General features: G+C 56.6%; 18 protein-coding genes. 10 read left to right on the top strand and 8 right to left on the bottom strand.

The window, feature by feature from the left end:
* The first annotated feature begins 53 nt into the window (after nt 1-53).
* From LAO21_04040 to msrA, 4 genes are all read left to right on the top strand, one after another.
* Nucleotides 54-1,682, top strand: a complete 1,629-nt coding sequence (locus LAO21_04040) for an amidase (GenBank protein MBZ5551868.1) — start codon at nt 54-56, stop codon at nt 1,680-1,682.
* A gap of 59 nt (nt 1,683-1,741) precedes the next feature.
* Nucleotides 1,742-2,251 (top strand): DUF2059 domain-containing protein, encoded by a 510-nt coding sequence (locus LAO21_04035; GenBank protein MBZ5551867.1) that lies wholly within the window; start codon nt 1,742-1,744, stop codon nt 2,249-2,251.
* A 142-nt stretch (nt 2,252-2,393) separates the two neighbouring features.
* Entirely contained in the window at nt 2,394-2,879 is a 486-nt protein-coding gene (locus LAO21_04030) for a thioesterase domain-containing protein (GenBank protein ID MBZ5551866.1), read from the top strand.
* Nucleotides 2,880-2,931: 52 nt separating this feature from the next.
* Nucleotides 2,932-3,405: a peptide-methionine (S)-S-oxide reductase MsrA gene (msrA, locus tag LAO21_04025; protein ID MBZ5551865.1), complete on the top strand. Its 474-nt coding sequence runs from the start codon at nt 2,932-2,934 to the stop codon at nt 3,403-3,405.
* 242 nt (nt 3,406-3,647) lie between these two features.
* Here the strand turns inward: msrA and LAO21_04020 are convergent, their stop codons facing one another.
* Nucleotides 3,648-6,119, bottom strand: coding sequence for a winged helix-turn-helix domain-containing protein (locus LAO21_04020; protein ID MBZ5551864.1), 2,472 nt, complete (start codon nt 6,117-6,119; stop codon nt 3,648-3,650).
* 445 nt (nt 6,120-6,564) lie between these two features.
* Between LAO21_04020 and LAO21_04015 the strand changes: the two genes are divergently transcribed.
* Nucleotides 6,565-7,143 (top strand): hypothetical protein, encoded by a 579-nt coding sequence (locus LAO21_04015; protein ID MBZ5551863.1) that lies wholly within the window; start codon nt 6,565-6,567, stop codon nt 7,141-7,143.
* A 591-nt stretch (nt 7,144-7,734) separates the two neighbouring features.
* Here LAO21_04015 and LAO21_04010 read toward each other — a convergent pair.
* The 6 genes from LAO21_04010 to lexA form a co-directional block, all read right to left on the bottom strand.
* Nucleotides 7,735-8,082, bottom strand: coding sequence for a hypothetical protein (locus tag LAO21_04010; protein MBZ5551862.1), 348 nt, complete (start codon nt 8,080-8,082; stop codon nt 7,735-7,737).
* A 448-nt stretch (nt 8,083-8,530) separates the two neighbouring features.
* Complete coding sequence (locus LAO21_04005) at nt 8,531-10,072, bottom strand: HDIG domain-containing protein (GenBank protein MBZ5551861.1); 1,542 nt, start codon at nt 10,070-10,072, stop codon at nt 8,531-8,533.
* A gap of 73 nt (nt 10,073-10,145) precedes the next feature.
* Nucleotides 10,146-12,695 carry a RecQ family ATP-dependent DNA helicase gene (locus tag LAO21_04000; protein ID MBZ5551860.1) on the bottom strand — a complete coding sequence of 850 codons (2,550 nt, stop codon included), beginning with the start codon at nt 12,693-12,695 and terminating at the stop codon, nt 10,146-10,148.
* Between the two features lie 66 nt (nt 12,696-12,761).
* Entirely contained in the window at nt 12,762-13,325 is a 564-nt protein-coding gene (locus LAO21_03995) for an ATP-binding protein (protein ID MBZ5551859.1), read from the bottom strand.
* A 254-nt stretch (nt 13,326-13,579) separates the two neighbouring features.
* Nucleotides 13,580-15,124, bottom strand: a complete 1,545-nt coding sequence (locus LAO21_03990) for a DNA polymerase IV (protein MBZ5551858.1) — start codon at nt 15,122-15,124, stop codon at nt 13,580-13,582.
* A 106-nt stretch (nt 15,125-15,230) separates the two neighbouring features.
* On the bottom strand, nt 15,231-15,917 hold the full coding sequence (lexA, locus tag LAO21_03985; GenBank protein MBZ5551857.1) for a transcriptional repressor LexA: 687 nt from the start codon (nt 15,915-15,917) through the stop codon (nt 15,231-15,233).
* A gap of 262 nt (nt 15,918-16,179) precedes the next feature.
* On the opposite strand from lexA, the gene LAO21_03980 reads away from it, so the two are divergent.
* The 3 genes from LAO21_03980 to LAO21_03970 are packed head-to-tail and all read left to right on the top strand — an operon-like array spanning nt 16,180 to nt 17,949.
* Nucleotides 16,180-16,581 (top strand): hypothetical protein, encoded by a 402-nt coding sequence (locus tag LAO21_03980; protein MBZ5551856.1) that lies wholly within the window; start codon nt 16,180-16,182, stop codon nt 16,579-16,581.
* Between the two features lie 18 nt (nt 16,582-16,599).
* Nucleotides 16,600-17,334: a cytochrome c biogenesis protein CcdA gene (locus LAO21_03975; protein ID MBZ5551855.1), complete on the top strand. Its 735-nt coding sequence runs from the start codon at nt 16,600-16,602 to the stop codon at nt 17,332-17,334.
* A gap of 51 nt (nt 17,335-17,385) precedes the next feature.
* The gene (locus LAO21_03970) at nt 17,386-17,949 is read left to right on the top strand and encodes a TlpA family protein disulfide reductase (GenBank protein MBZ5551854.1); all 564 of its coding nucleotides are present in this window, start codon (nt 17,386-17,388) and stop codon (nt 17,947-17,949) included.
* 164 nt (nt 17,950-18,113) lie between these two features.
* On the opposite strand, the gene LAO21_03965 is transcribed toward LAO21_03970, so the two are convergent.
* Nucleotides 18,114-18,656, bottom strand: coding sequence for a hypothetical protein (locus LAO21_03965; protein MBZ5551853.1), 543 nt, complete (start codon nt 18,654-18,656; stop codon nt 18,114-18,116).
* Between the two features lie 264 nt (nt 18,657-18,920).
* Here LAO21_03965 and LAO21_03960 point away from each other — a divergent pair, with 264 nt between their 5' ends.
* Nucleotides 18,921-20,867 carry a DUF1800 domain-containing protein gene (locus LAO21_03960; GenBank protein MBZ5551852.1) on the top strand — a complete coding sequence of 649 codons (1,947 nt, stop codon included), beginning with the start codon at nt 18,921-18,923 and terminating at the stop codon, nt 20,865-20,867.
* A gap of 59 nt (nt 20,868-20,926) precedes the next feature.
* Entirely contained in the window at nt 20,927-22,207 is a 1,281-nt protein-coding gene (locus LAO21_03955; protein ID MBZ5551851.1) for a DUF1501 domain-containing protein, read from the top strand.
* Nucleotides 22,208-22,218 lie beyond the last annotated feature (11 nt).

Raw genomic sequence — 22,218 nt, 5'->3', positions numbered from 1 at the left:
CAAGGAGAATCACAATGCCGCATGATGAAGAACGTGCCACTGCTCGCCATCACATGACTCGAAGGGTGTTTGTCAATTCCGGTCTGCTGGGAGGAGCCCTCGCTGTCGCTGAACCTTTCTTACCGCACCTGGAATTTGCTCAGAGGACCGCAGAGAAATCAGCATTCGCTCCTTTTGAACTGGAGGAAGCGACCCTGCGGAGTCTTCAGGATGGTATGCAGTCCGGAAAGTACACGGCTCGCAAGATTGTCGAAGCCTACCTTTCGAGGATCGATGCCTTGAACCATCGTGGGCCCGTACTCAATCAAGTCCTTGAAATCAACCCGGAAGCCTTTGCCGCGGCCGACGCCCTGGATGCCGAACGCAAGGCCAAAGGACCCCGAGGGCCGCTTCACGGCATCCCGATCCTGCTCAAAGACAATATTGGCACTGCAGATAAAATGACTACCACCGCCGGCTCCCTTGCGTTGGCGGGTTCCATTCCTGCGCGGGATGCGTTTGTGGCGGCGCGGCTCCGGCATGCGGGTGCGATCCTGCTGGGAAAGACCAACATGAGCGAATGGGCCAATTTCCGATCGACGCATTCCTCCAGCGGATGGAGCGGGCGGGGAGGCCAGTGCCGTAATCCCTACGCATTGGATCGCACGCCTTCAGGCTCCAGTTCAGGCTCCGCTGCGGCCGTGGCCGCGAACCTCTGCGCCGTGGCCGTGGGGACAGAGACAGACGGCTCGGTCGTTTCACCCTCCTCAGCCTGCTCCATCGTCGGGATCAAACCCACGGTCGGACTCATCAGCCGCTCCGGCATCATTCCGATCGCCCACAGCCAGGACACCGCAGGGCCCATGGCCCGCACCGTGACCGATGCCGCCATCCTGCTGGGCGCCATGACCGGCGTCGACCTGCTGGATGAAGCAACGGATGAGAGCGCCGGCAAGGCCCTCAACGACTATACGAGATTTCTGGTTCCGGATGGATTGCGTGGGGCACGTCTCGGTATCGCCCGTTCGAAGTTCTTCGACTACAACGGGGCGACCGTTCATTTGATCGAGTCGGCCATCGATGTGATGAAGCAGCAGGGAGCCGTGATCGTGGACCCCGCCGACATTGCGACGGCCGGACAGTTTGACGATTCCGAGTTCGAGGTTCTCCTGTACGAGTTCAAAGCGGACCTCAACAAATACCTGGCGGGCCTTGGGCCCAACGCGCCCGTCCGCTCGATCAAGGACATCATTGAATTTAATCAGCGCAACAGCGCCCGGGAAATGCCCTTCTTCGGCCAGGAAATTCTCCTGATGGCGGAGAAAAAAGGGGCGCTCGATAGCGAGGATTACCGGAAAGCGCTGGCCAAGGATCTGGAATTTTCCCGGGAAAAAGGAATTGATGCCACCCTGGAGAAGCATAAGCTGGATGCCATCGTGACGCCGACTGCCGGACCACCCCCCTTTACCGACCTCGTCAATGGGGATGCCTCCTTCGGGAGCAGTTCGACACCGGCTGCGGTGGCCGGATATCCCCACATCACGGTTCCGGCTGGGTATGTTTTTGGCCTGCCCGTCGGTATTTCCTTCTTTGGAAGACCCTACAGCGAGCCCGTACTTCTCAAACTGGCTTTCTCGTTTGAGCAGGCCACAAAGCACCGGCGACCACCGCAATTCCGTGCCAGTGCGGAGCTGCCCAAGTAAGCGTGGAGCAGACGTCCCCGTCTGCTCTGAACTGCAACCATTCAATTGGAGGTCCGCCCATGAAAAGGAAATTATGCTGGGTATTTTGCCTGCTCATGATCACTCACCTGAGCAGGGTGTTGTATGCCGATGAAGCGTCCCATCGCGCAGCGGCAGAAGAACTTCTCGAAGCCATGCAGACGAAACAGATGATGTCAAAGCAGATGGAATCCATGCGAAAGATGATCGGGGGGTTCTTCCAGATGCCGAACGTCTCCAAAGAACAGGCTTCTGAGGTCGAAGCCCGTCAATCGAAGGTGATGGATTTTGTTTATAAGAATATGAGCTGGGACATTCTGAAACCGGATTTTGTCGAAGCTTACATGGAGGTGTTCACGGAATCAGAAATGAAGGAGCTGACCTCGTTTTATAAATCACCGATCGGACAGAAGCTCCTCGAGAAAACCCCGGATCTGACTGCAAAGACGATGCAGGTCACCCAGAAACGGGTCATGGCCTTGATGCCTGAAATTCAGAAGATGGCCTCAGAGCCATCGGAGGGGACGAAAAAAGATTCTGAGAAGAAGTAGATCGGCCGAAGGACCGCAATTTCTCGCCAGTGAGCCGACAGCTTCAAAGTCCCCTGTAGTACTTTTTGCGGAAGTCTCTTCCGATCACGAATCGTCGGCTGCATGCTAAGCTATATGAAGGGGAGCGGTGGACCAATTCAGAATGAAAGGCCCTTTGAAGGAGCTCATCGAGAGACTCAAGACCGAGATACCTATTTCCAGCGTCATCGGGCTCACCATTGAGCGGTACGAAAACGGATGCCTCACTCTAAGCGTTCCCCTGGGAAAGAATATCAACCAGCAGGGGACAGCCTTCGCTGGAAGTCTCAACGCCACTCTCACCCTGGCGGGTTGGAGCCTCGTGTGGCTGATCTTGAAGGAAGCCAACATTGAGGCAGGCATTGTCATCCAAGACAGTGGAATCCACTACCGGCAACCCGTGACGAGGGACTTCAAGGCGTGCTGCTGTAAGCCTGACGCCGCCACTTTGGAAAAGATGCTCAGCACTCTGCAAAAGAAAGGGAAGGCCCGCATCGCTCTTTCCGCCGAGATACGCCAGGCGGGAGAGGTCGCCGTGGCTTTTAACGGCCGCTATGTTGTCCAGGTGGTTCCAAGGACGCCTGACGCCCGGCTCGAAGTTGGATCCTGAGCCACTTTTCCGGAAGCCTTGCTGAATCACGAATAACATTTGGAGGATCGAGATGGAAAAAGCGAATTTTGCCGCCGGATGTTTTTGGGGAGTCGAAGCGGCTTTCCGCCAGGTCAAGGGGGTTGTCTCAACTGCGGTTGGGTATGAAGGGGGAGACTACCCCAACCCTACTTACGAAGTCGTTTGTTCAGGAACCACCGGCCACGCGGAGACCGTTGAGATCGACTATGATCCGGCCCAGGTTTCCTATGGAGAATTACTGAATGTGTTCTGGGAAAATCATGACCCCACGACCCTCAATCGACAGGGGCCGGACGTGGGCGAGCAATATCGCTCGGCGATTTTTTATCACACCCCGGAACAATTGGCTGCGGCCCTTGCCTCGAAGCAGAGCCTGGAAGAAAGCGGACGATTCCGCCGACCCATCGTCACGCAAATCGTCCCGGCCTCAAAATTTTACCGGGCCGAAGAATACCATCAACAGTATCTCGAAAAGCGCGGGCTGGCACATTGTAGGATTCCGTGAGGCAGCGGTCAGCTTTCAGCGGTCAGCCGTCAGCTATCAGCGATCACTACCAGATCTCAGCCATCTGCCCCCTGTACAAACTAGGGAGGTATATTTTAGAAGAGCGGGCTTCCAGTCCCGGAGCCAACCGCTGGACATTGCAAGGGCTGCTTTGAACTTGCAAGCTGATAGCTGACCGCTGAAAGCTGAGCGCTGATCGCTGATAGCTCCATTCTGACACCCGGCACCTGATACCTGACACCTTAGCTGCTCCCCGGCCGCAATTGGCGATACTGCTCGTGGTAGACGGCCGCCCGTGACGTCTCTCCCATCTTCTCAAGGGCCTCGCCCGCGGAGTTCAACGCCTTCACCCAAATCTGTGCTGCTCCAGTAACTCCGATAGTCTGAGTCTTTTGTGCGAGAATCGCTTCGTCGGCTTTGACCGCCTCCCCCCACTCGCCTCTCTTTTCGAATGCCTCGGCCAGTGATTGATTTGCCACGAAAAACAACTGCGGTTGAAGGTTGGTCGTGAAAAACACCCCTTGAGGCGGAACCAGATCGATCACTCCCTTGAAGCGAGAAATTGCCTGATCCAGGTTTCCGTCTTTCAGCGCGACTTCTCCCTCGATCTGAAGGCTAAAGGCGCGTTTGGCACGTTCCAACTCCCGAGGCAACGGCGGACTAAAAAAACCAACGGGCGGGAGGCGGTCTTCTTTCAGAAGCTCATTTTGAAAGGCAAGGGCCTGATTGGAGCGACCTGATTGGGCCGAAGCAATGGCCAGCCATCCGAGGGCTTCCACCCGGGAGATTCCCACTCCTTCCGATGCGGCGCTACCGGCCAAGCGCTCAAATTCACGGACATTGCCTTGCTCTCGATAGATGAGTGCTCTTTCCAGTTGCCAGTATTTTGAAAAATCGACGGTCGCGTTTAGCGGCGCCATTCCACGGGTCGTTTCAAGCAGCTCGAGTGCCACCTCCGGTTTTCCGATGAAGAGATAGAAGCGGGCCAGAAAGGGGCGGACGCTTATTTGAAAGGCCGGGCCCAAGGCCGAAGCCATTTCCCCCGCACGGAATTTGGAAATTTTCTCCTGCGCCTGAGCCACGTCACCACGCATCCAGTCCCGAACGGGGTCCGCCACGTGCGGGCCTCCTCCGGGGTAATTGGGGTTCAGGGCGAGAACTTGCATGGATTCCGAATAATACCTTTCGACGTCACTCTCCGAAAAGAGTGCGACGACGGCGTTCTCAAAGTGATTGCCTGTAAAGTTGGGACGGATGCGCTCGCTTTTTTTAGAGCACTCTCTCCATCGCGACATATCTCCCAACGCCAGATAGAGCCGACCGACGGTCTCGTTCGCATGGTAATCGTCGGGATACAACTGAAGAAGGCGTTCCTGGATTTCAATGGCCCGAGGGAGATCGCCGAAACAGTAGAGCGCTTGCGTTCCCAGAATGGTGTACTTCTCCCGATCGGTGACCCCACCCACCAGCTCGGCGGCCCGATTGAAATCTGCCACGAATGGCCTTCGCGTCCAATGATGCGTCCAGCCGCGAGCCCAGTGAGCCATGGCAAAGTTGGGGTCCCGTTCAACAGCCTGATCAAGAAAAACCAGCGCCTGTGGCCACTGAACTTGCTCGTTCAAACGCAATCCCTTCGAATAAGCCTCCAACGCCTCCAGTGAAGGCGTGGTCACCCGTTCCAGTTGCTGATCCGATTTGGAAATGGAAGCCAGTGATTCGCCCAGTGTCTCTCGCAGCGTCACCGCCAGTCGGCGAATCGCGGGGAGAACCCCCTGTAAATTCGCCGCTTCTTCGGCCAGACTGTTCACCGCTACCCCTGTTTTCGGATCGATCACCTTCAAGTTGATGGCGTAGATACCACCGATCTGCTGGATGGCACCCACCAGAAGTGCCCGGATATTCCCGTCTCGCAAGCACACTTCTCGGCCCACGGATTCATTAACCCGGGTATCGGCACTGCGTTTCATCAGAGCGAGGGTGTCGAAGACTCTTCCCTGAGGCACGTAGTTTACGTAACGAGAGCGGCTCAGTTCACGTTCCAACGCCGTTCGCAGTGCCGCGTCAAACACCTTTTCCCCGGTGAGATTCTCAAAGTCCGCGATCAGGACCCAGTCGCGTTCCGCAAAACCCAAGGAGGCCTTGCGTCCGCGGGTGTAATACCAGGCCCCTGCCAATACCGTGAAAACTGTCAAGGCAATGCCAACGGCGCCCTTCCAACGGGATCGATTCAGCCGGCCTTCGGGTGCGGCAGGTAGCGCGAGCATGGACGATTCCGCAGGGAGCGTCCGGGTGTCAGGAGGGGATGGCAACTCCCCATTCACTTCATCCGTGACCTTCACCCTCATCGCAGTCAGTTCCTCCTCGACGACCGTGACGGGAGTGGCTTCTCGAACCGGCTCCACTTCAGCGATGAACTTGTATCCCACCCGGGGGACGGTCTTGATGTAGCGGGGGTCATGCACATCATCCTGAAGCGCCTCGCGGACTTCCTTGATACATCGGGTCAACGCGTTCTCGGTCACCTCGGCATCCGGCCAGAGGTCGTCGAGAAGTTCCTCTTTCTTGACGAGGCGGCCAGGCCGTTCAATTAAGTACAAGAGGGTTGCAAAGGTCTTCGGGGGCAGATAGATCTGCTGGCTTTCCTTTTTCAGACAGCGTTCTGCGACGTCTAAAACGAACTCGGAGAATTGATAACTGGTGATTTTACTGAGCATAAAGCCTGCCCCGAGGGGGCTCACGGATTGATCAGCATTATATCACGCCTTCATCAAGACAATCATCCGGCCAGTTGATACGGTTCCGCGTGTGAGTCCAAGTATTTGAAAGACCGCTTATGAGCCTGTTGATGCGAGCGGGTGGAGCATGAAGCGAACTCGGACCATTGAGATTGTTCATTACCGAAGGACCCAGATCATGCAGAAACCATCTCATCTTGAGGCGCCTACCCCGTCGAGAAATGGTCCAGGCGAAATGATGAAGCCACACTTCCTGTCGTATCTCGCCGAAATGATCCGAAGTCTCTTTAGAAATTGGAGTAGAGGGTTGAAGCGTTCATCTGATTTGCAGGAGTCCACTCCAATAGATACTTTGTCCTCCATCAAAACTATAACCGAACCTCGAAAGTGAAACGACCGTCAATTTCGGAAAGGAGAAGACATCATGCGTCAAAGAACATTCCTCATTGTTTTAGTCTTGCTGGGCCTGGCCTGGGTTGGTTTTAAATTTGTGAATCCACCGTTGGCGATGGCTCAAACCACAAAGAGTGCTATTGACCGGTCTGAAATCGCTTGGGATGGGAAAGGCCAATGCATGTCGGATCTGGCAGAGGGTTACAAAAATGCAGATTTTTATGGAAGTTTTGCGTCCCAATGGACGGGAACGACCAATCTTCCCGTCCCTGCCGGCAGTCCTCTATCTGCGTTGAACGGGCCCTACTGTGCCACCGGTAGGGTGGTCGCGGACGGGAGGGGAGGCCTCACCGGATCCCTCATTGAGACTTACAATGGGACCCAATTCCAATACTCCTTCCAGGCTACTTACCAAGTAAACCCTGATGGAACCCTTACCGTCTCCGGCGTGATTGATCTCGCGCCCTTTGGAAAGTTTCCGCTTGTGATCTATGGGGTACTGTTTGACAACTGCAAACAGGTGAGGGCTACTTTGCTTGGAAAGCCGGTAACCGGACTTCCTTATTTTCAGGTGGGTGGAACTGCGGTAGGCACCCTGTGGAAGCAGTAAATGCTCGCCAGCATCAGACGTGGATTAGCTGTGGGGCAGACGTCCCGTCTGCCCAATTTTATAAAGAGGACAAACATAAAGGAAATTCAGAACAGCTCGCTATCCAGTCTTCTCTTTTTTGCTCAAAAGTCACAGCGGCAGACGGGACGTCTGCCCCACATCATTCAAACCGAGCTTTTCCTCGACCCAGGACATACGAGCCTCGTTTCAATCCCGCTCGGACTGGATTTTGCTGAATGTAATCCTCAAAAGCCCTTAAGGAATCCCTATCCCGAACAATATGGGCGGGTGGCGCACACATGCGCTCTTGGCATGTGTGCGGCATTTTCTGAAGGAGATCTCCTTCTGAGGGTGAAGTGCAATTCGACTCTCCCCCGCACACATCGCAAGAAACGCGATATGTGCGCCACCCAGTCGATTTCAGTGAGTTGCCTTGGTCCGACCCCAAACATCCCAAACATCTTTTCTACGGGTGGCTGGCTAGGCCTTTCCCCGCCGGGACTCTCACCCGGCTAGCTGACGCCAAGCTTCCTTGGCGCACAGATGTGTGACCCTAAAATTTCAAAAATTCTTTTTTGCCAAAGACTGGATTTACATCATGCCACTTGGTGTCGCCGATAGCCTTCGGAATATGACCTGCCAGACCAATGCCTCAAGAAAACCCATCAAGCCTGCAATTCCCAAACTTGAGAATGGCAGCGAAGATCTATAGCTGTAGACAACAAGGATGTGCACCAATGATCCAAGCAGAAGTCCCTTCCAGAACCATTTCTCTCGAAAATGCTCGTAATTGCCCAAAATAGCCGTTGTCAGCACGGCCAAAGTCCATACTGTGATTTGGACCACTTTCTCACGACCAGGCAGCAGGCTTTGGAGAATCAACGCAATGACAAGAAGCGCACCGCCAGCCGCTCCACTAAGAATTCGAATTCGTTTCATACTCCCGTTGTACCCCCGCAGGCTAGGAAGAGAAGTATTGGGGCCTGAATGGCGCTAAGTTAAGAGAATGGGAAAACGGAGCTAACCTTATCCCTGAAAAGACGCTTATGATCGTCGCAATCAGCGCACAGGGTGGCGCTGGAGGAGGTGTCTTTGGTCCTGTTTGGGCGGGATCGAACCCAGATCCTCAAGGGGAAGGAACTCCTTCAGAGTTCCTTCTTCTCTTAGGGCGATCCCCACCCAGGGTAGCCCAAGGGGCAACCCTGGGCTATTGAAGACTTCCCCTTCGGGGAAGCGGATCAATTTCCATCTCAATTTCTTAACTAAGCGCCATTCGGGTCAGGCCTGGACATAGGACAAAGAATTTTTGGATCAGCCCTTTCCATTTTCCAATTACCTGTTTTCGATTCTCATCCCCTTACCGCATGCGTCCCGGTCCTACTCCTCTTCATGGCGAATATCGCTTCCGCAGGTATTCCAGGGCCGACTCTCGATCTTTGATCTGGTTCTCCAACTGAGCGTCTTCCAGCGCGGTGAGGATTTTTTTGAATTCAGGGCCCGGGGCATAACCCAGATCGATCAGGTCGCTGCCGGTAAGGATGGGCTTCGGGCGGGCCTCCTCCGGTGTGAGCGCCTCGGCGTACCCGCGCGTGAAGTAATAGGCCTCCAGATTGCCGTGGCATGCCAGGCAGTCCAGCCGATGAAGCTCCAGGTGTTCAGCAAACTGCTCGCGGCGCACAAAACGCTTCAGGGTGGAAGAACGCATCTTCTGAACATCCTTGAACCTCAAGTGGTCGAGCACCAGCTCGGCAACGGCTTCGGTCTCCTCATTGGACATTCGGAAGCGCCGGCCGATTTGCCGCGCCATCCTGGCTCCCGTTTCCACGTGACCGTCGAACCGGATCCGATCCGGGGCGCGACGGAAGGTCGCCGGCTTGCCGATGTCATGAAGCAACGCTGCCCAAGCAAGGATCGGGGAAGGATAGGAGTCTGCTGACAGGTTCCAGGGGGGTGGAGAGTTGCCAGTTGCCAGTTCCCAGTTGCCAGAAAAGGTCGCAGAGCTTCCTTCTGCAGCTTCCGACCTCTGACCTCCGGCTTCTGGCCTCTGGCTTCCGACTTCCGACTTCCGACCTCCGCTTCTCTTCCCCGACACCTGACACCCGACACCTGAAACCTTATTTTTAGTCTCATCCATGACCTTCAGCAGGAGCATCGTGTGCTCCCACACGTCGCCCTCAGGATGAAATTCAGGGGGTTGTTCCACCCCTTTCAAGTCACTGACTTCGGGGAGTAAAGGAGCAAGCAGGCCCAACTCATCAAGCAATTGGAACCCGCGGCGGGAGTGACCGTCGGTGAGAATTCGAGTCAGTTCATCGCGCTGACGTTCTGCGCTGACCTGCTTGATTTCCGCCGCGGCGTCGACGATGGCTTGCCGCGTCTCCGGTTCAATCACGGATTCAAAACGCGCGGCAAAGCGAACGGCGCGCAGCAGGCGCAGCTTGTCTTCCCGAAAGCGCTCCCGGGGACTTCCAATGGCCCGGACAATCTTGTGCTCGATGTCGTCCCACCCCCCATGGAAGTCAAGCAGCCTTCCCGCCAGCGGATCGTAGAAGAGGGCGTTAATGGTGAAATCCCGCCGCCGCGAGTCCTCCTCCGCAGAGGCAGAGTACCGCACGGAGTCCGGTCGACGGCCATCGCTGTAGCTGGTCTCGGAGCGAAACGTCGCGACTTCAAAATGAATCCCTCCCCAGAGGACGATGACGACACCGAACGACTCACCTACGGCGACGGTGTTGGGAAAGATCTCCTGCACCACGTCCGGCGTGGCGTTGGTCGCGATATCCACGTCTTTCGGTGCGCGCCCCATAACCAAATCACGCACACACCCGCCGACAAAATAGGCCTCGAAATCATGGTCGCGCAGCGTCTTGACGATCGCGGCGGCTGACCCCAGCAGGGGTGTATCCAGCAGAAACTGAACGGCGGTCATGATGCGGAGATTATCGCATGAATCCGGGATTACGGGGACATCTGACAGGGCCGACTGATCCCGCCGCCAGCCCTCACTGCTTCTTCCACTCCAGTCTTCTCATAGCCAAGACGAGTTGAATATCTTCATAAGAGACATGGGGAGGAAGCACTGCTTTGAGGCCCCTTAGTGAAAAATCGTGTGTGGACTTCATCGCTTTTCGGATCGTGTCGGCCTTTGCCGCGGGCACGAGCTTAGAGAGGTCGATGTCTTCTCCGGCGTCGAGCAGGGTCAGGACGTGACGGGAGACGGTGGAGGGCCGGAGCCGGCGGCGGCGGGCGATTTCTTCGATCGTCAGCCCCTCCCGCAGCATGGCCAGGGTTTCCAAATCGCTTTCACCCTTCGCCGCCTTCTTCCTGAGAGAGATCGATTCCCCCCACTTCCCTCCGCGGCGAACTGTCGGACCTGTCGTGCCGGAAGGCCGGTCCGCAGGCGAGACGGAAACATCTTTAGGAAATGACAGCTTGAGGGTCGCGCGTTCGTGCATGATCTCCCGCCCGAACGGGGTGAGTTCGACGGTCGGGTACTCTTCACCGCGAACCATGATGGCCTCTGCCTGGATCAGGCGCTCGATCCAATCCAGAACCGTTTCCTGCGCAAACTCAGACAGCAGGCCATAAGTGGAAAGCTGGTCAAGGCCCAGCACATGAACCTGTTTCACTTTCGACCCTGTCAGCACCTGGGCGACACGCATCCTTCCAAAGCGCCCCTTCAGGCGCGCGACGCAGCTGAGAATCTTTCGCACGACCAGTGTTTCTTCCGGGGTGAGGGCGCGCTCCTCCTCCACCACGAAACGAGAGCAATTCCCGCAAAACCCGCAGTGCGGATGCCGCGGTTTTTCTCCAAAGTAGTTCAGAATGAATGCCCGGGAGCAGCCGGAATGGCAGGCGTAGTCGATCATGCGTCTCAGCTTGCGGTGTTCCAGCTCGGCCCGGCGGGTCAGTTCATCCCACGGGATGGAAACCTGCTTGAACGGGAGGCGCTGGAGCATCCGCAGCCCCCGGCCCCGGAAGGGCGGCTCATAATGGATGAGTCCGGCTGAAGCGAGGGTGCGTAAACCCCGCCGCACGGCGTCCAGATCGGCCGCAAGGGATTCCGCCAGTTCCTCGAGATCGACATGGCGAGGCTCGCCCAGGTGCGACCCCAGATCGAGCATCAATGCATCGATGATCCGGGTCCTCAATCGGACCGCTTCCTCCAGCGTGCCGCTGGTCGAGCGCAGGGCCGGCGTATCCGCCCGGGCCTCGGCCGTCAGCTTCGGGAGGGCCGTGACCCGGGCCACGGCGCCATGATCCAATCCCCGTTCGAGCACGCCGGCTTTCTCCAAAATCTTGAGCGACGAAGACACCGCCATTTCACTTTCCGCCAAAGGGACCCGCTGCAGAATCTCCTTGTGCGTCAATAAGACCTCATCCACATTGAGGCGGACCAACATGGCATATATTTCTGCAATCACTTCATGAGGGGGATAACTGGAGTCAATGAAAAACTCCTGTGTGTGAACGTCCGCATAATTCCAGAGCAGCGCACATCGTGAATACAAGCCATCGCGACCCGCCCGGCCGATTTCCTGGTAGTAGGCTTCAAGGGAGCCGGGCACATCAAAGTGGATCACGAACCGGAGGTTGGCCTTGTCGATCCCCATCCCAAAGGCGTTGGTGGCGGCGACGATGGGCGTGCGCGACGACATGAACGCATTCTGTACGCGATGGCGGTCGGCATCGTCCATGCCCGCATGATAGGGCGCCACATTCAGGCCAGCCGTGGATAATACGTCGGCAATCGTTTCCACGTTCTTCCTCGTGGCGGCATAAATGATGCCGCAGGGATCCGGAGCTTTACCCGGGGCGGAAGCGTCGGAAACCGGTTTCGCCTTGAGGTCCCCGATGATTCGTAGGATCGTTTCATGTTTATCCATATCACCGGAGACAGGGATGACATCGAGGAAGAGGTTCTTCCGATCGAATCCGGTGACAAAGAGCCTGGGCTGGCGAAGACCGAGCTGGAGGATGATGTCGCTGCGAACTTCGGGGGTGGCCGTGGCGGTGAGTGCGATCACGACGGGGCGCCCCAGGTTCTCGATGGCGGGTTTGAGCCGCAAGTAATCGGGACGAAAATCATGCCCCCATTCCGAAACGCAGTGCGCCTCATCCACCGCCAACAAAGCAACCTTGAGGCCCGAGAGCCCTTCGGTAAACATCCGGCTCCGAAAGCGCTCCGGCGCCACGTAGAGAAGTTTGTAGGCGCCGCGGCGGAGCGCCGCGATGCGGCCTCGCTGTTCTTCCAGGGTCAGCGTGGAGTTGATGAAGGAGGCGGGAATGGAGCGGCGGCTCAGGGCATCGACCTGGTCCTTCATCAGGGCGATCAGGGGCGAGACAACCAGGGTGATCCCTTCGAAGGCCAGGGCGGGAAGCTGGTAGCAGAGCGATTTCCCACTGCCCGTCGGCATGATCGTCAAGACGTCTTCCCCTGCCATCACCGCCTCAATGACTTCTTCCTGACCTTCACGGAAGTCTGAAAAGCCGAACCGGGAACGGAGCAATTCCATGACAGAGGACGGAGAGAGAATCGTGGATTCGGTCATATAGAGAGGAACGGGGGGTTGGGTGAAACTTCAATTACGATTGACATCACTCCAAGCGCCTTGGGGTCAGCTTTGAAGCGGAACAGATCGTTCACTGCCTTGACCCTTGCATTCCAGGTGAAATGAGTCTTCGAGAAAGGACTTGCGCGTTGAAATGAATCGCATGACCAGGTCAAGCATCTCGCTGTGCGAGGCACGCGTGGTGTTGAGCACCACCTCGGCCGGCTTCGATGAAAATTCCGCAAAGACCGCCTGGACATAGGCGATCTTGTCTTCAAACCGGTCGGGGGGAAACCAATCGCCATGCGCCTGATCTTCAGAACTCTTGGCCGCGATACGCCGGATCAGTTCTCGCCGATCGCATTCCAACTTGAAGGTGAGGACATTCCGGGGGCCGCAGTGCTCCAGCACATCGTTCCATCGCGCATCCATTCCCGAAGTTTCAAGAATGAAATGATCCCACCCGGAAGCGGCCATGTCTTCGAGCATGGCCTGCCACGCGGCCAAATCGCCCTCCACGGTTGATGGAAACCCTTTGTGGTAGGTTCCAATTCGAAAGCTGTGCTGCCATCCCAACCAGGCCTTTAGCCCACGAGCCAGGGTGCTCTTGCCTGAACCAGGTAGCCCCATGAATTGAATGACCGGCATAGGGAGAATTTAGCACAAAATGAGGATGCCGGTGTGAGGAATCAGTTGTCAGTTGTCGGTTCTCAGTTGCCAGCAACGTGCTGTCAGCGCTCAGTTGAGACCACTGACAATCATTTTTGCTCTGAGACTTATCCGCTTGGAGTTCAGAGCCAACCCACTTAGTTGTCCTGAGAGCGTTTGCTGATGGCTGATGGCTGACCGCTCGTACTGAGAACTGGCAACTGAGAACTGACAACTTATTTCTCCCTCCTTCCCCCGCGAGGTGATTTCAACATGTCAAATCCATATTTCTCCCGGATCGTGTCGGCAGCCTGATAGAGTTTCTCGAGCCTTTCGGATTGACCTCCATCGATCAGCCTGGCCGCGGGACCCTGGGGCGTGAGGCCACTGACTCCCATTCCGATCAAGCGAACGGGGCTCTTTCCGTCCCAGTGCTGATGAAGCAGCCCCAGGCCGTTCTTGAGGATCACCGCATCAATATCTGTCGGCTCCGACAGGGTGACGGCTCGAGTGATCGTCCGGAACTTTGAATCGCGTAATTTCAACTGGAGGGTCGAGGCATAGAGCCGGTGGTCGCGGAGGCGCTTGCCGACCCGCTGGATCAGATACACCAGGGTGGATTCGATCTGTTCCCGATCGCTGGTGTCCTCGGCAAATGTGTTCTCATGACTGATGGACTTGGGGTCCTCATTGCCCTGATAGCGCCAGTCGCTGCCGCCCTGTGCCTTGATCGCCAGGGATTCGCCCCAACTCCCGAACTGCTCCTTAAGGAAGCTCGCCTCGAACTTCTGCAGATCGCCCACGGTGCGGACCCCAAGGTCGTTCAACTGTTTTTCAGTCTTTGGGCCGATGCCGGGGATCCGTCGGATGTTCAAGGGGGCCAAAAGGGCGGCCTCATGGCCGGGGGCCACCAAAAAAATTCCCCGGGGCTTTGCGAGATCGGACGCCACTTTGGCGACCAGGCGTGAAGTGCCAATCCCGACCGACGCACTCAGGCCGGTGCGCTGAATGATTTCGTCGCGCAGACGCGTGGCCACTGACATCATAAAAAAATCCGAGTCGACATGTCCCCGGACCGGTTGGAAGGTGGGGGTGGGGTCCTTCGTGTTGGCAATTCGCCCTTCCGTCGAAGGCCGCCCTGTGGTGGCGAGCTCATGAATGTCGAACTCCCTCCTGGACATGCCTTCATCATCGGCATCATCGGACGATGTCTTCCTTGTTTTCCGACCGTCTGCCGCACTGGAGGCGATTGAAACCCCCAAGAGGTTTCTAGGATCAAGCGCCATCGGGGTCGGGCGCCGGCGCCCGGGAGGCTGCTCCGCATCTTCTCCTCCTTCCCGGGTGGGATCCGCCCCGGTCTCTCCCTCCTCGAGAAAACCGTGATTCATCGCACGCTGAGACGGTACTCGGGACGCACGGGCTGTGGAGAACATCCGCTCCGTCCCGGTCATATCGAGATAGCCTTCGTCGATGGAAACCATTTCCACGATCGGCGAATACCGGCAGAGAATTTTATGAACCTCGTTGGAATACTTCGAATACAGGTTGGAGTGTCCCGGCAAGAAAATGGCCTGAGGACATCGCCGCACGGCTTCGGAGACCGGCATCGCCGAATGGATACCAAATTTTCTGGCCTCGTAGGAAGCAGCGGCGACAACCCCTCGATGACCGGGTTGGGCGCCCACCACGACGGGCTTGCCTCTCAACGAGGGATCAAGCAGTTCCTCCACGGCGACAAAAAAGGCGTCCATATCGACGTGAAAAATGCGGGAGATTCCCATGGGGCATTCCGGGTGGCAGATTAGATTCTAAAAGATCAGATCTGTGAAGGAATAATTCGACATTTAGTGACGATGTGGTTGAGCCCATCCTTGGTGACTGAAGAAGTCAGAATCTTCTCAACACGCCGATAACCCGACCCTGGATCTTGACTCGCTGGGCCTCATACACCATGGGAGGCATCCCGGGATTAGAGGGTTGGAGTCGGACCTTGCCGTTCTTCTCGCGATAGAAACGCTTCAACGTGGAATCACTGTCATCCACCAACGCGACGACTGTTTCGCCGTTCACGGCGTCCGCGACGCTCTCCACCACAACGAAATCGCCATCGCAAATGTGATCATCAATCATGGAGTCTCCACGCACCTTCAACACATAAACGTTCTTACTCCCCACAAAATCACCCAGTGAAAGGGTTTCATCGGTGGGAACGGCCTCGATCGGCTTGCCCGCCGCAATACGCCCCAACAGGGGAAGTTCAAAGCGCGCCTCGCGCCGCGAAACACTTGGACGCAACCCGGATGCCCTGAACTTCTCGGCTGCCTCCACCCCCGGTGCATGCCTCCCGAATTCACCCCGTGGTTGCATGGAAAGAATTTCGATGGAGCGGCTGCGGTTATAGTCGCGCGCGAGGCATCCCTTTCGCTCCAGGGTGTTGATGTGTTTGTGGACGGTGGCAAGCGAACTCAGCGCCAGCCCTCTGCGGATTTCATCAAAACTGGGGGAATACCCTTTCTGCTCTGTAAAGCTTTTGATGAAGCTTAAGACCTCAAACTGTCGCCTCGTCAGTGGCATATCGCACTCCTTGTCTTCGGCAGGTCTCATTCCTCCGAGACGCATCCCTGCAGGGGCTACCTCACAGCATGACGGGCCGTGCGCCCGATACCATCTTACCTCATCATAGGCGAAGAAATAGCGAATATGCAAATAAAATTTTTGCGATTCTTCCCTCTTCCGTCCCATTCTTCCTGGAGTTTTGAAATGCTGTAAAAGCCTGTAAGAGTTTCTCCCTGATGTAAAGAACGTGGGAAACCATACAATCGCAGGCGGGACGAAGATGTTATTTCTTCGTGCGGAGGCGGAATCTGAATTTGCTGAAGAGGTCGAGTATTACCCACAGGAAGACACAGACCCAGAAATCCAGAAGAAGTCCCCAGTCGAACGTGAAGATCTTGTGGTGAAAAATGTCGGGCAGGCTATCCTCAAAGATGTAATAGATGGCATTGCCGCCGATGACGGCCACAAAGATTTTTGTGAATTTACCGATGAAGACTTTCATGAACTCAAGGAAGTTATGCCTGAATCTCAGCCGCCGAATTGCTGGGGAAGGTTCCAGAAACCCGAATTTATGGAGCGATCTTCAGGGTGCTCTTGGAAGCGCAGCAGCGTGATGGGACCTCGGACGAAAACTGCCATTTCAGGGTACGTATGCTATCATACCCCTTTACGGATTGGCTAGGAGTGGAGGTCGACTCAGATGGAAGATGGCAGCGTAGGGTTGGCAACGGCCTTCGTGGCAGGCCTCATCTCCTTCCTCTCCCCCTGTGTGCTTCCCCTGGTGCCCGCTTATCTTTCTTACATCACCGGCGTGTCCGTGGAGGACATGCGCAAGCAGGAAGAGACGCAGCCGGCCCGCGTCATGGGCAAGACCCTGCTGCATTCGCTTGTCTTCATCCTCGGGTTCTCCGTGGTGTTCGTTGGGCTGGGCGCCTCGGCGACAACCGTGGGTCACGTCATGCAGCGTCATCACCGGCTCTTTCTCCAAATTGCCGGGGTTGTCATCATCATCTTTGGTCTGCATCTCACGGGCCTTTTTAAAATCGGCTTTCTGTATCGCGAAGCGCGTTTCAACAAGGCAGGCAAGGCCGGTATTTTGGGGTCGTTTGTCATTGGGCTGGCCTTTGCGTTCGGCTGGACTCCCTGCATTGGACCCATCCTGGCCGGAATCTTGACGATCGCTGCCACGCGCGAGTCGGTCTCCCAGGGAATCCTTTTGCTCGCGATCTACTCCCTGGGCCTGGGAGTTCCCTTTCTGCTGGTCGGCCTCAGCATCAATCGCTTCCTGGGATTCTATAAAACCTTTCGAAAGCACTTGCAGGTCGTCGAAGTCGTGAGCGGAATTCTGCTTATTGCAATCGGCGCCCTGATCTTGACCAACAACTTGAACTGGCTTGCCCAGAAGTTTTCGTTCTTGAATCGGTTCGCCCTGTGACCGCCCAATGACGTCTCAGGAATCATCGGACAAAAGAGGTAGGCATCTTTCATGAAATCTGACTTGAGTAGAAAACCTGACTGCAAAGAGATCATTGGAATATTTTTGACGCTTTCCCTGCTGGGGGCCCTCCTCGTGACCGAAAGTTGCTCGTGGCTGGAGATGAGCAGCGGGAAGAAGGGACCCGAGACGACGTCCACCGGCGGCGAAAAGGCCATGGAATTCACGGCCAAGAACCTGGATGCCAAGGACGTCAAGCTGAGTGACTTCAAGGGCAAGGTCGTTTTGGTGAATTTCTGGGCCGTGTGGTGTGGCCCGTGCCAGGAGGAAATACCGGAGCTGGTGGAGCTGTATAACGACTATCGCGACAAGGGATTCGTGATCGTCGGCGTCTCCGATCCGAGTGATCTGAACGAGATCAAGAGCTTTGTCAACGAGCACAAGATGAACTATCCTGTGGTGATTGATAACGGGAACATTTCAGATGAATACAACGTTACGGGATTCCCCACCAGTTTTCTCATTGACCGGGACGGAAGGATTGTCAAGAAATACCCCGGCTACTCCCGCGGGCTTCGAAAGAACCTGGAAGTGCTCATTCAGAAACTGATCTGATTGTCTACGATCACTGAATCAGCCGAACGCCTCTCCAGTAAAAGACCCCGGAACTTTTGCCTGACCCCTTCCACCACACGTTGCGATCCTTGGTTTCAAGTTGAATGGCACCTATCGGTTTACTCGTCCCCTTGCATTGTCGTGGCAACATACACGGGTGCCACCTACCGCGCGGTGCTTCCCGACTGGCGGCCAGACCTCTCCAGGGCCTTGTCGAGTCGGTCCAACTGCTCCTGGAGTTCGCCGAGTCTGGCCTGCTCTGTCCGCAATAGTTCCTCCGCCTCCATCGCTCTCGATTGTCGGTCTTGTTCCTCGTTCGTGGCCTGTTCGAGTTCCACTTTAGCTCGGGGGAGCCACTCTTCAATTTGTTTCTGTTCCGCCGGATTCCCGGTGTGGCCGGACATCTCCTCGTACTTCTTCACTTGGGCCGCCTGCCTCTTCCTACTCGACTGCGTGTCAGCAAGCCTTGAGCGGGCATCCTCCAACCGCTGGGATGCACGTGCAACCGCGGCTTGTTGGACTTGCAGGCGATAGAGGAGAATTTGGCCTCTTTGTGTGGCCGCAGTAAGGGCCTGCAAGTCCTGCCGGAGTTGATGGACCTCGGCCAGCAGAGCTTGAAGAGTCTGAGAATCAGTTGTCGGTGTTTGGCTGAAAGCAGGCAGGGAGAAAAGCGCAAGTCCCAAGGCAAAAATTGTCAATCGACGCATAAAAGGCCTCCCGCGAATTGAACCTGCAGAGTTTTCGACACTCCTCAAAAGTATAGCCCCAAACGGACCGCTCGACTAATCAATCAGGACATGTTCCCGCTATCGGGACGGTGAAAGAAGACTCGGTTCCCGTAGCGCCAGAACGCCCGAACCGGAACCAGTCCACTACCCTCATCACCATGTCGTGGATTTAGGAGCTTTTATGTATTAAACTTCGATTCCCTCACTCGGTCTAAGCGAATAGTTGTCCAGAGGACATTACCCATGAAGGAGAAGATTGAGATGCCTCCTTTCAATGCGATGACATCAAGGCAGTGTCGATCCGCGATGCGATGCTTTACGAGGAATGTGCTGGCTGCCGCCATTTATGCGCTCATTTTCCTTTCATTGATCCTGGTTCCCTGGCACCCCGTCCGGCTCAGCGCATTTCCCGAGCGGTCCGCCGCTTCCGATCGACCCGGTTCCCTGACTGGGATCGAGCAGGTGGTGCATGTCTTGAACCGGCTCACGTACGGTCCGCGCCCGGACGATATCGAGCGGGCCGAAAAGATGGGATTGAAGAAATTCATTGAACAGCAACTTCATCCCGAGAGTCTCCCGGATCCGTTGGTGGAGCAGAAGCTCGCTGATCTGGATACGTTAAGGATGACCTCTTCCGAATTGGCTTTGGCCTATCCGCCACCACAGGTCGCCAAGCGGTTGCAGGAACGACAAGGCGAAGCAATGGGACGTCCCAAGGACCCTTCGTCCGGCGAGATGATGCCGAGGGAGTCCCCATCCGAAACTTCTTCCGCTCCGTTTCCCCGCCTCAATCCCGGGCGCCCCGACGCAGCCTCCACGGAAATGTCTCGCAACCCGAACATGAAGTTTGAAGGGCCGCGGGAAATTGTGAAGGAATTGCAGCAGGCCAAGGTGCTGCGTGCGGTTTACAGCGAGCGGCAACTCTACGAAGAGATGGTGGACTTCTGGGAAAATCACTTCAACATTTTTGCGGGCAAGGGCGCCGACCGTTGGCTGCTGACGGAATACGACCGCGAGGTGATCCGTCCCAACGCCCTGGGAAAGTTCAAGGATCTGGTGGAGGCGACCGCACATTCCTCCGCCATGCTGTTCTACCTGGACAACTGGTTGAGCGCTGATCCGAACGGGCCTCACCCCAACGCCAACCGGGGCAGGAACCGGCCGTTTGGCAACCGCCGGTACAATCTCGGAGGCCGGCCGATACCCCCTTCACGGAATCCCGTGGGACGTCAGGCGAAGACGCCACCCAACGCCAATCCAAAGCGCGGCCTGAATGAAAACTACGCCCGCGAACTCATGGAATTGCATACCCTGGGGGTGGAGGGCGGATACACGCAGAAGGATGTCACTGAAGTGGCGCGATGCTTCACGGGGTGGACCATCCGGCAGCCCCGCCAGGGCGGCGAGTTCTTCTTCAACGAACGGATTCACGACAACGGTCCGAAGTTGGTCCTCGGGCATAAGATCCATGCGGGCGGCGAGAAGGATGGGGAGGAGGTCATCAATCTCCTCGTGCACCACCCGTCCACCGCCCATTTCATCGCGCAAAAGCTGGTGACGCGGTTTGTTTCGGATGCGCCTCCCGAATCCCTGGTGGGTCGCGTGGCCGCCACCTATATGAAAACCGACGGGGACATCCGGGAAATGCTGCGCACGATTTTTTATTCGCCGGAGTTCAATTCCAAGGATGCTTACCGGGCCAAGGTTAAATCACCCTTCGAGCTCGTCGTCAGCGCGATTCGTACTTCGGGGGGCGACACCGATGCCTCGGTTCCGTTGCTGCAATTCGTCGCTCGGATGGGCCAACCCCTGTTCATGTACCAGGCGCCCACGGGTTATCCCGACCGTGCCAGCGAGTGGCTGAATACGGGCACTCTGCTGACTCGCATGAACTTTGCCTTGGCCTTTGCAGCGAACAGGATCGCCGGGACGAACATCGAACTTGCCCGGCTTTTGGGTGAAGACTCGCCCACACAGCCGGACGAAATACGCAGCCGCTTGCTGCAACGGTATTTGTTGGGAGATGCCAGTGGTCAAACGCGTGCCGCCTTGAACGCGGGACTGCGCGGACCCGGGAATGACGATGGGATTCCATCGGCCGCCAGTGCATCACAGGCGGTTGCCGGCAGAGCCCTCCCGGTGGAGATCGCTGGCCTGATCCTGGGTTCGCCTGAATTCCAGCGGCGTTAAGAGAAGCCATCATGCGATTCCCCCGGAGGGGTCGCGCTCTGTTTTGAGAGGAAGACGTCATGACCGTCACACGTCGAGTATTCTTGAAATCCTCCGGACTTGCTGTCGCGAGCCTGGGGACGCTCACCGCGATGCCCAAGTTCCTGCTCCGTGCCTCGACCCTGAATGAATCGGGGGATGTCGGGGGCGCTTCACGACGCAAGATCCTGGTCGCCATTTTCCAGCGGGGTGCCGCCGACGGACTGAATATCGTTGTCCCGTTCGGGGAGAGAAGCTATTACCAGATGCGGCCGACCATCGCCATTCCCGAGCCTCGCGGCGGCGACTCCACCACGGCAATTGATCTCGACGGATTCTTTGGCCTGCACCCTTCACTGGCGTCGTTCAAGGCCCTTTACGGCGCCGGCCACCTGGCCATCATCCACGCGGCGGGCTCGCCCGATAACACCCGATCCCATTTTGACGCGCAGGACTTCATGGAGTCCGCCACTCCGGGGTTGAAATCAACGGGGGATGGCTGGCTCAATCGAATCCTGCAAGCTCAACCGGCGCCGCAGTCCACTCCCTTCCGTGGAATCGCTTTGAGCCCTCAGATGCCCCGCAGTTTGTATGGCCCGGCGCCGGCCGTTGCCATCACGAACCTGAATGATTTTGGGATTCGCGCCGGCAGGTTTTCCGACCAGATGACCGAGGCCTTTGAGATGCTCTATGGAAACACATCCGGCGACAAGGTGCGCGCCACGGGAGCGGAAAGTTTTGAAGCGGTCGAATTCCTGAAAAAGATGAACCCCCAGCAATTCCAACCGGAGAACGGGGCGACCTATCCCAACGGGCCATTCGGAAATGCGTTGAAACAGGTCGCGCAACTCATTAAGGCGAATGTCGGCCTGGAAGTCGCGTTCACAGATATCGGAGGTTGGGACCATCATGCCGGAGAAGGCAACGCGCAAGGACAGCTTGCCAACCGGCTGAGAGAGTTCAGCGAAGGACTGGCCGCTCTATACACGGATCTGGGCGACCGCATGGAAGATGTCGTGGTGCTGACCATGTCGGAGTTCGGCCGAACCGCCCGCGAAAACGGAAATCGCGGCACCGACCATGGACATGCCAATTGCATGTTTGTCCTCGGCGGGCCGGTAAAAGGCGGGAAGGTTTATGGCCATTGGCCGGGTCTAAGAAACGAGAGTCTCTATGAAGGCCGGGACCTGGCTCTCACCACAGACTTTCGCGATGTCTTTGGCGAGGTCGTCGATAAGCATCTCGGGTGTAAGAACCTGGCCAAGGTGTTTCCAGGATACAACAGTGCTCCTTCGAACTTTCGGAACTTTATTCGAGGCTGACGGGATGCCGA

This window comes from Terriglobia bacterium (assembly GCA_020073085.1).
Classification (GTDB): domain Bacteria; phylum Acidobacteriota; class Terriglobia; order JAIQFV01; family JAIQFV01; genus JAIQFV01.
Note: the sequence above shows the minus strand (reverse complement) of the source record. Positions and strands in the feature narration are given on the sequence as shown.

Excerpts from the sequence above, each read along its gene's own strand:
- LAO21_04040 (MBZ5551868.1), top strand. The coding sequence starts at position 54 with ATGACTCGAAGGGTGTTTGTCAATTCCGGTCTGCTGGGAGGAGCCCTC.
- LAO21_04035 (MBZ5551867.1), top strand. The coding sequence starts at position 1,742 with ATGAAAAGGAAATTATGCTGGGTATTTTGCCTGCTCATGATCACTCAC.
- LAO21_04030 (MBZ5551866.1), top strand. The coding sequence starts at position 2,394 with ATGAAAGGCCCTTTGAAGGAGCTCATCGAGAGACTCAAGACCGAGATA.
- msrA (MBZ5551865.1), top strand. The coding sequence starts at position 2,932 with ATGGAAAAAGCGAATTTTGCCGCCGGATGTTTTTGGGGAGTCGAAGCG.
- LAO21_04020 (MBZ5551864.1), bottom strand. The coding sequence starts at position 6,119 with ATGCTCAGTAAAATCACCAGTTATCAATTCTCCGAGTTCGTTTTAGAC.
- LAO21_04015 (MBZ5551863.1), top strand. The coding sequence starts at position 6,565 with ATGCGTCAAAGAACATTCCTCATTGTTTTAGTCTTGCTGGGCCTGGCC.
- LAO21_04010 (MBZ5551862.1), bottom strand. The coding sequence starts at position 8,082 with ATGAAACGAATTCGAATTCTTAGTGGAGCGGCTGGCGGTGCGCTTCTT.
- LAO21_04005 (MBZ5551861.1), bottom strand. The coding sequence starts at position 10,072 with ATGACCGCCGTTCAGTTTCTGCTGGATACACCCCTGCTGGGGTCAGCC.
- LAO21_04000 (MBZ5551860.1), bottom strand. The coding sequence starts at position 12,695 with ATGACCGAATCCACGATTCTCTCTCCGTCCTCTGTCATGGAATTGCTC.
- LAO21_03995 (MBZ5551859.1), bottom strand. The coding sequence starts at position 13,325 with ATGGGGCTACCTGGTTCAGGCAAGAGCACCCTGGCTCGTGGGCTAAAG.
- LAO21_03990 (MBZ5551858.1), bottom strand. The coding sequence starts at position 15,124 with ATGGGAATCTCCCGCATTTTTCACGTCGATATGGACGCCTTTTTTGTC.
- lexA (MBZ5551857.1), bottom strand. The coding sequence starts at position 15,917 with ATGCCACTGACGAGGCGACAGTTTGAGGTCTTAAGCTTCATCAAAAGC.
- LAO21_03980 (MBZ5551856.1), top strand. The coding sequence starts at position 16,180 with ATGTTATTTCTTCGTGCGGAGGCGGAATCTGAATTTGCTGAAGAGGTC.
- LAO21_03975 (MBZ5551855.1), top strand. The coding sequence starts at position 16,600 with ATGGAAGATGGCAGCGTAGGGTTGGCAACGGCCTTCGTGGCAGGCCTC.
- LAO21_03970 (MBZ5551854.1), top strand. The coding sequence starts at position 17,386 with ATGAAATCTGACTTGAGTAGAAAACCTGACTGCAAAGAGATCATTGGA.
- LAO21_03965 (MBZ5551853.1), bottom strand. The coding sequence starts at position 18,656 with ATGCGTCGATTGACAATTTTTGCCTTGGGACTTGCGCTTTTCTCCCTG.
- LAO21_03960 (MBZ5551852.1), top strand. The coding sequence starts at position 18,921 with ATGAAGGAGAAGATTGAGATGCCTCCTTTCAATGCGATGACATCAAGG.
- LAO21_03955 (MBZ5551851.1), top strand. The coding sequence starts at position 20,927 with ATGACCGTCACACGTCGAGTATTCTTGAAATCCTCCGGACTTGCTGTC.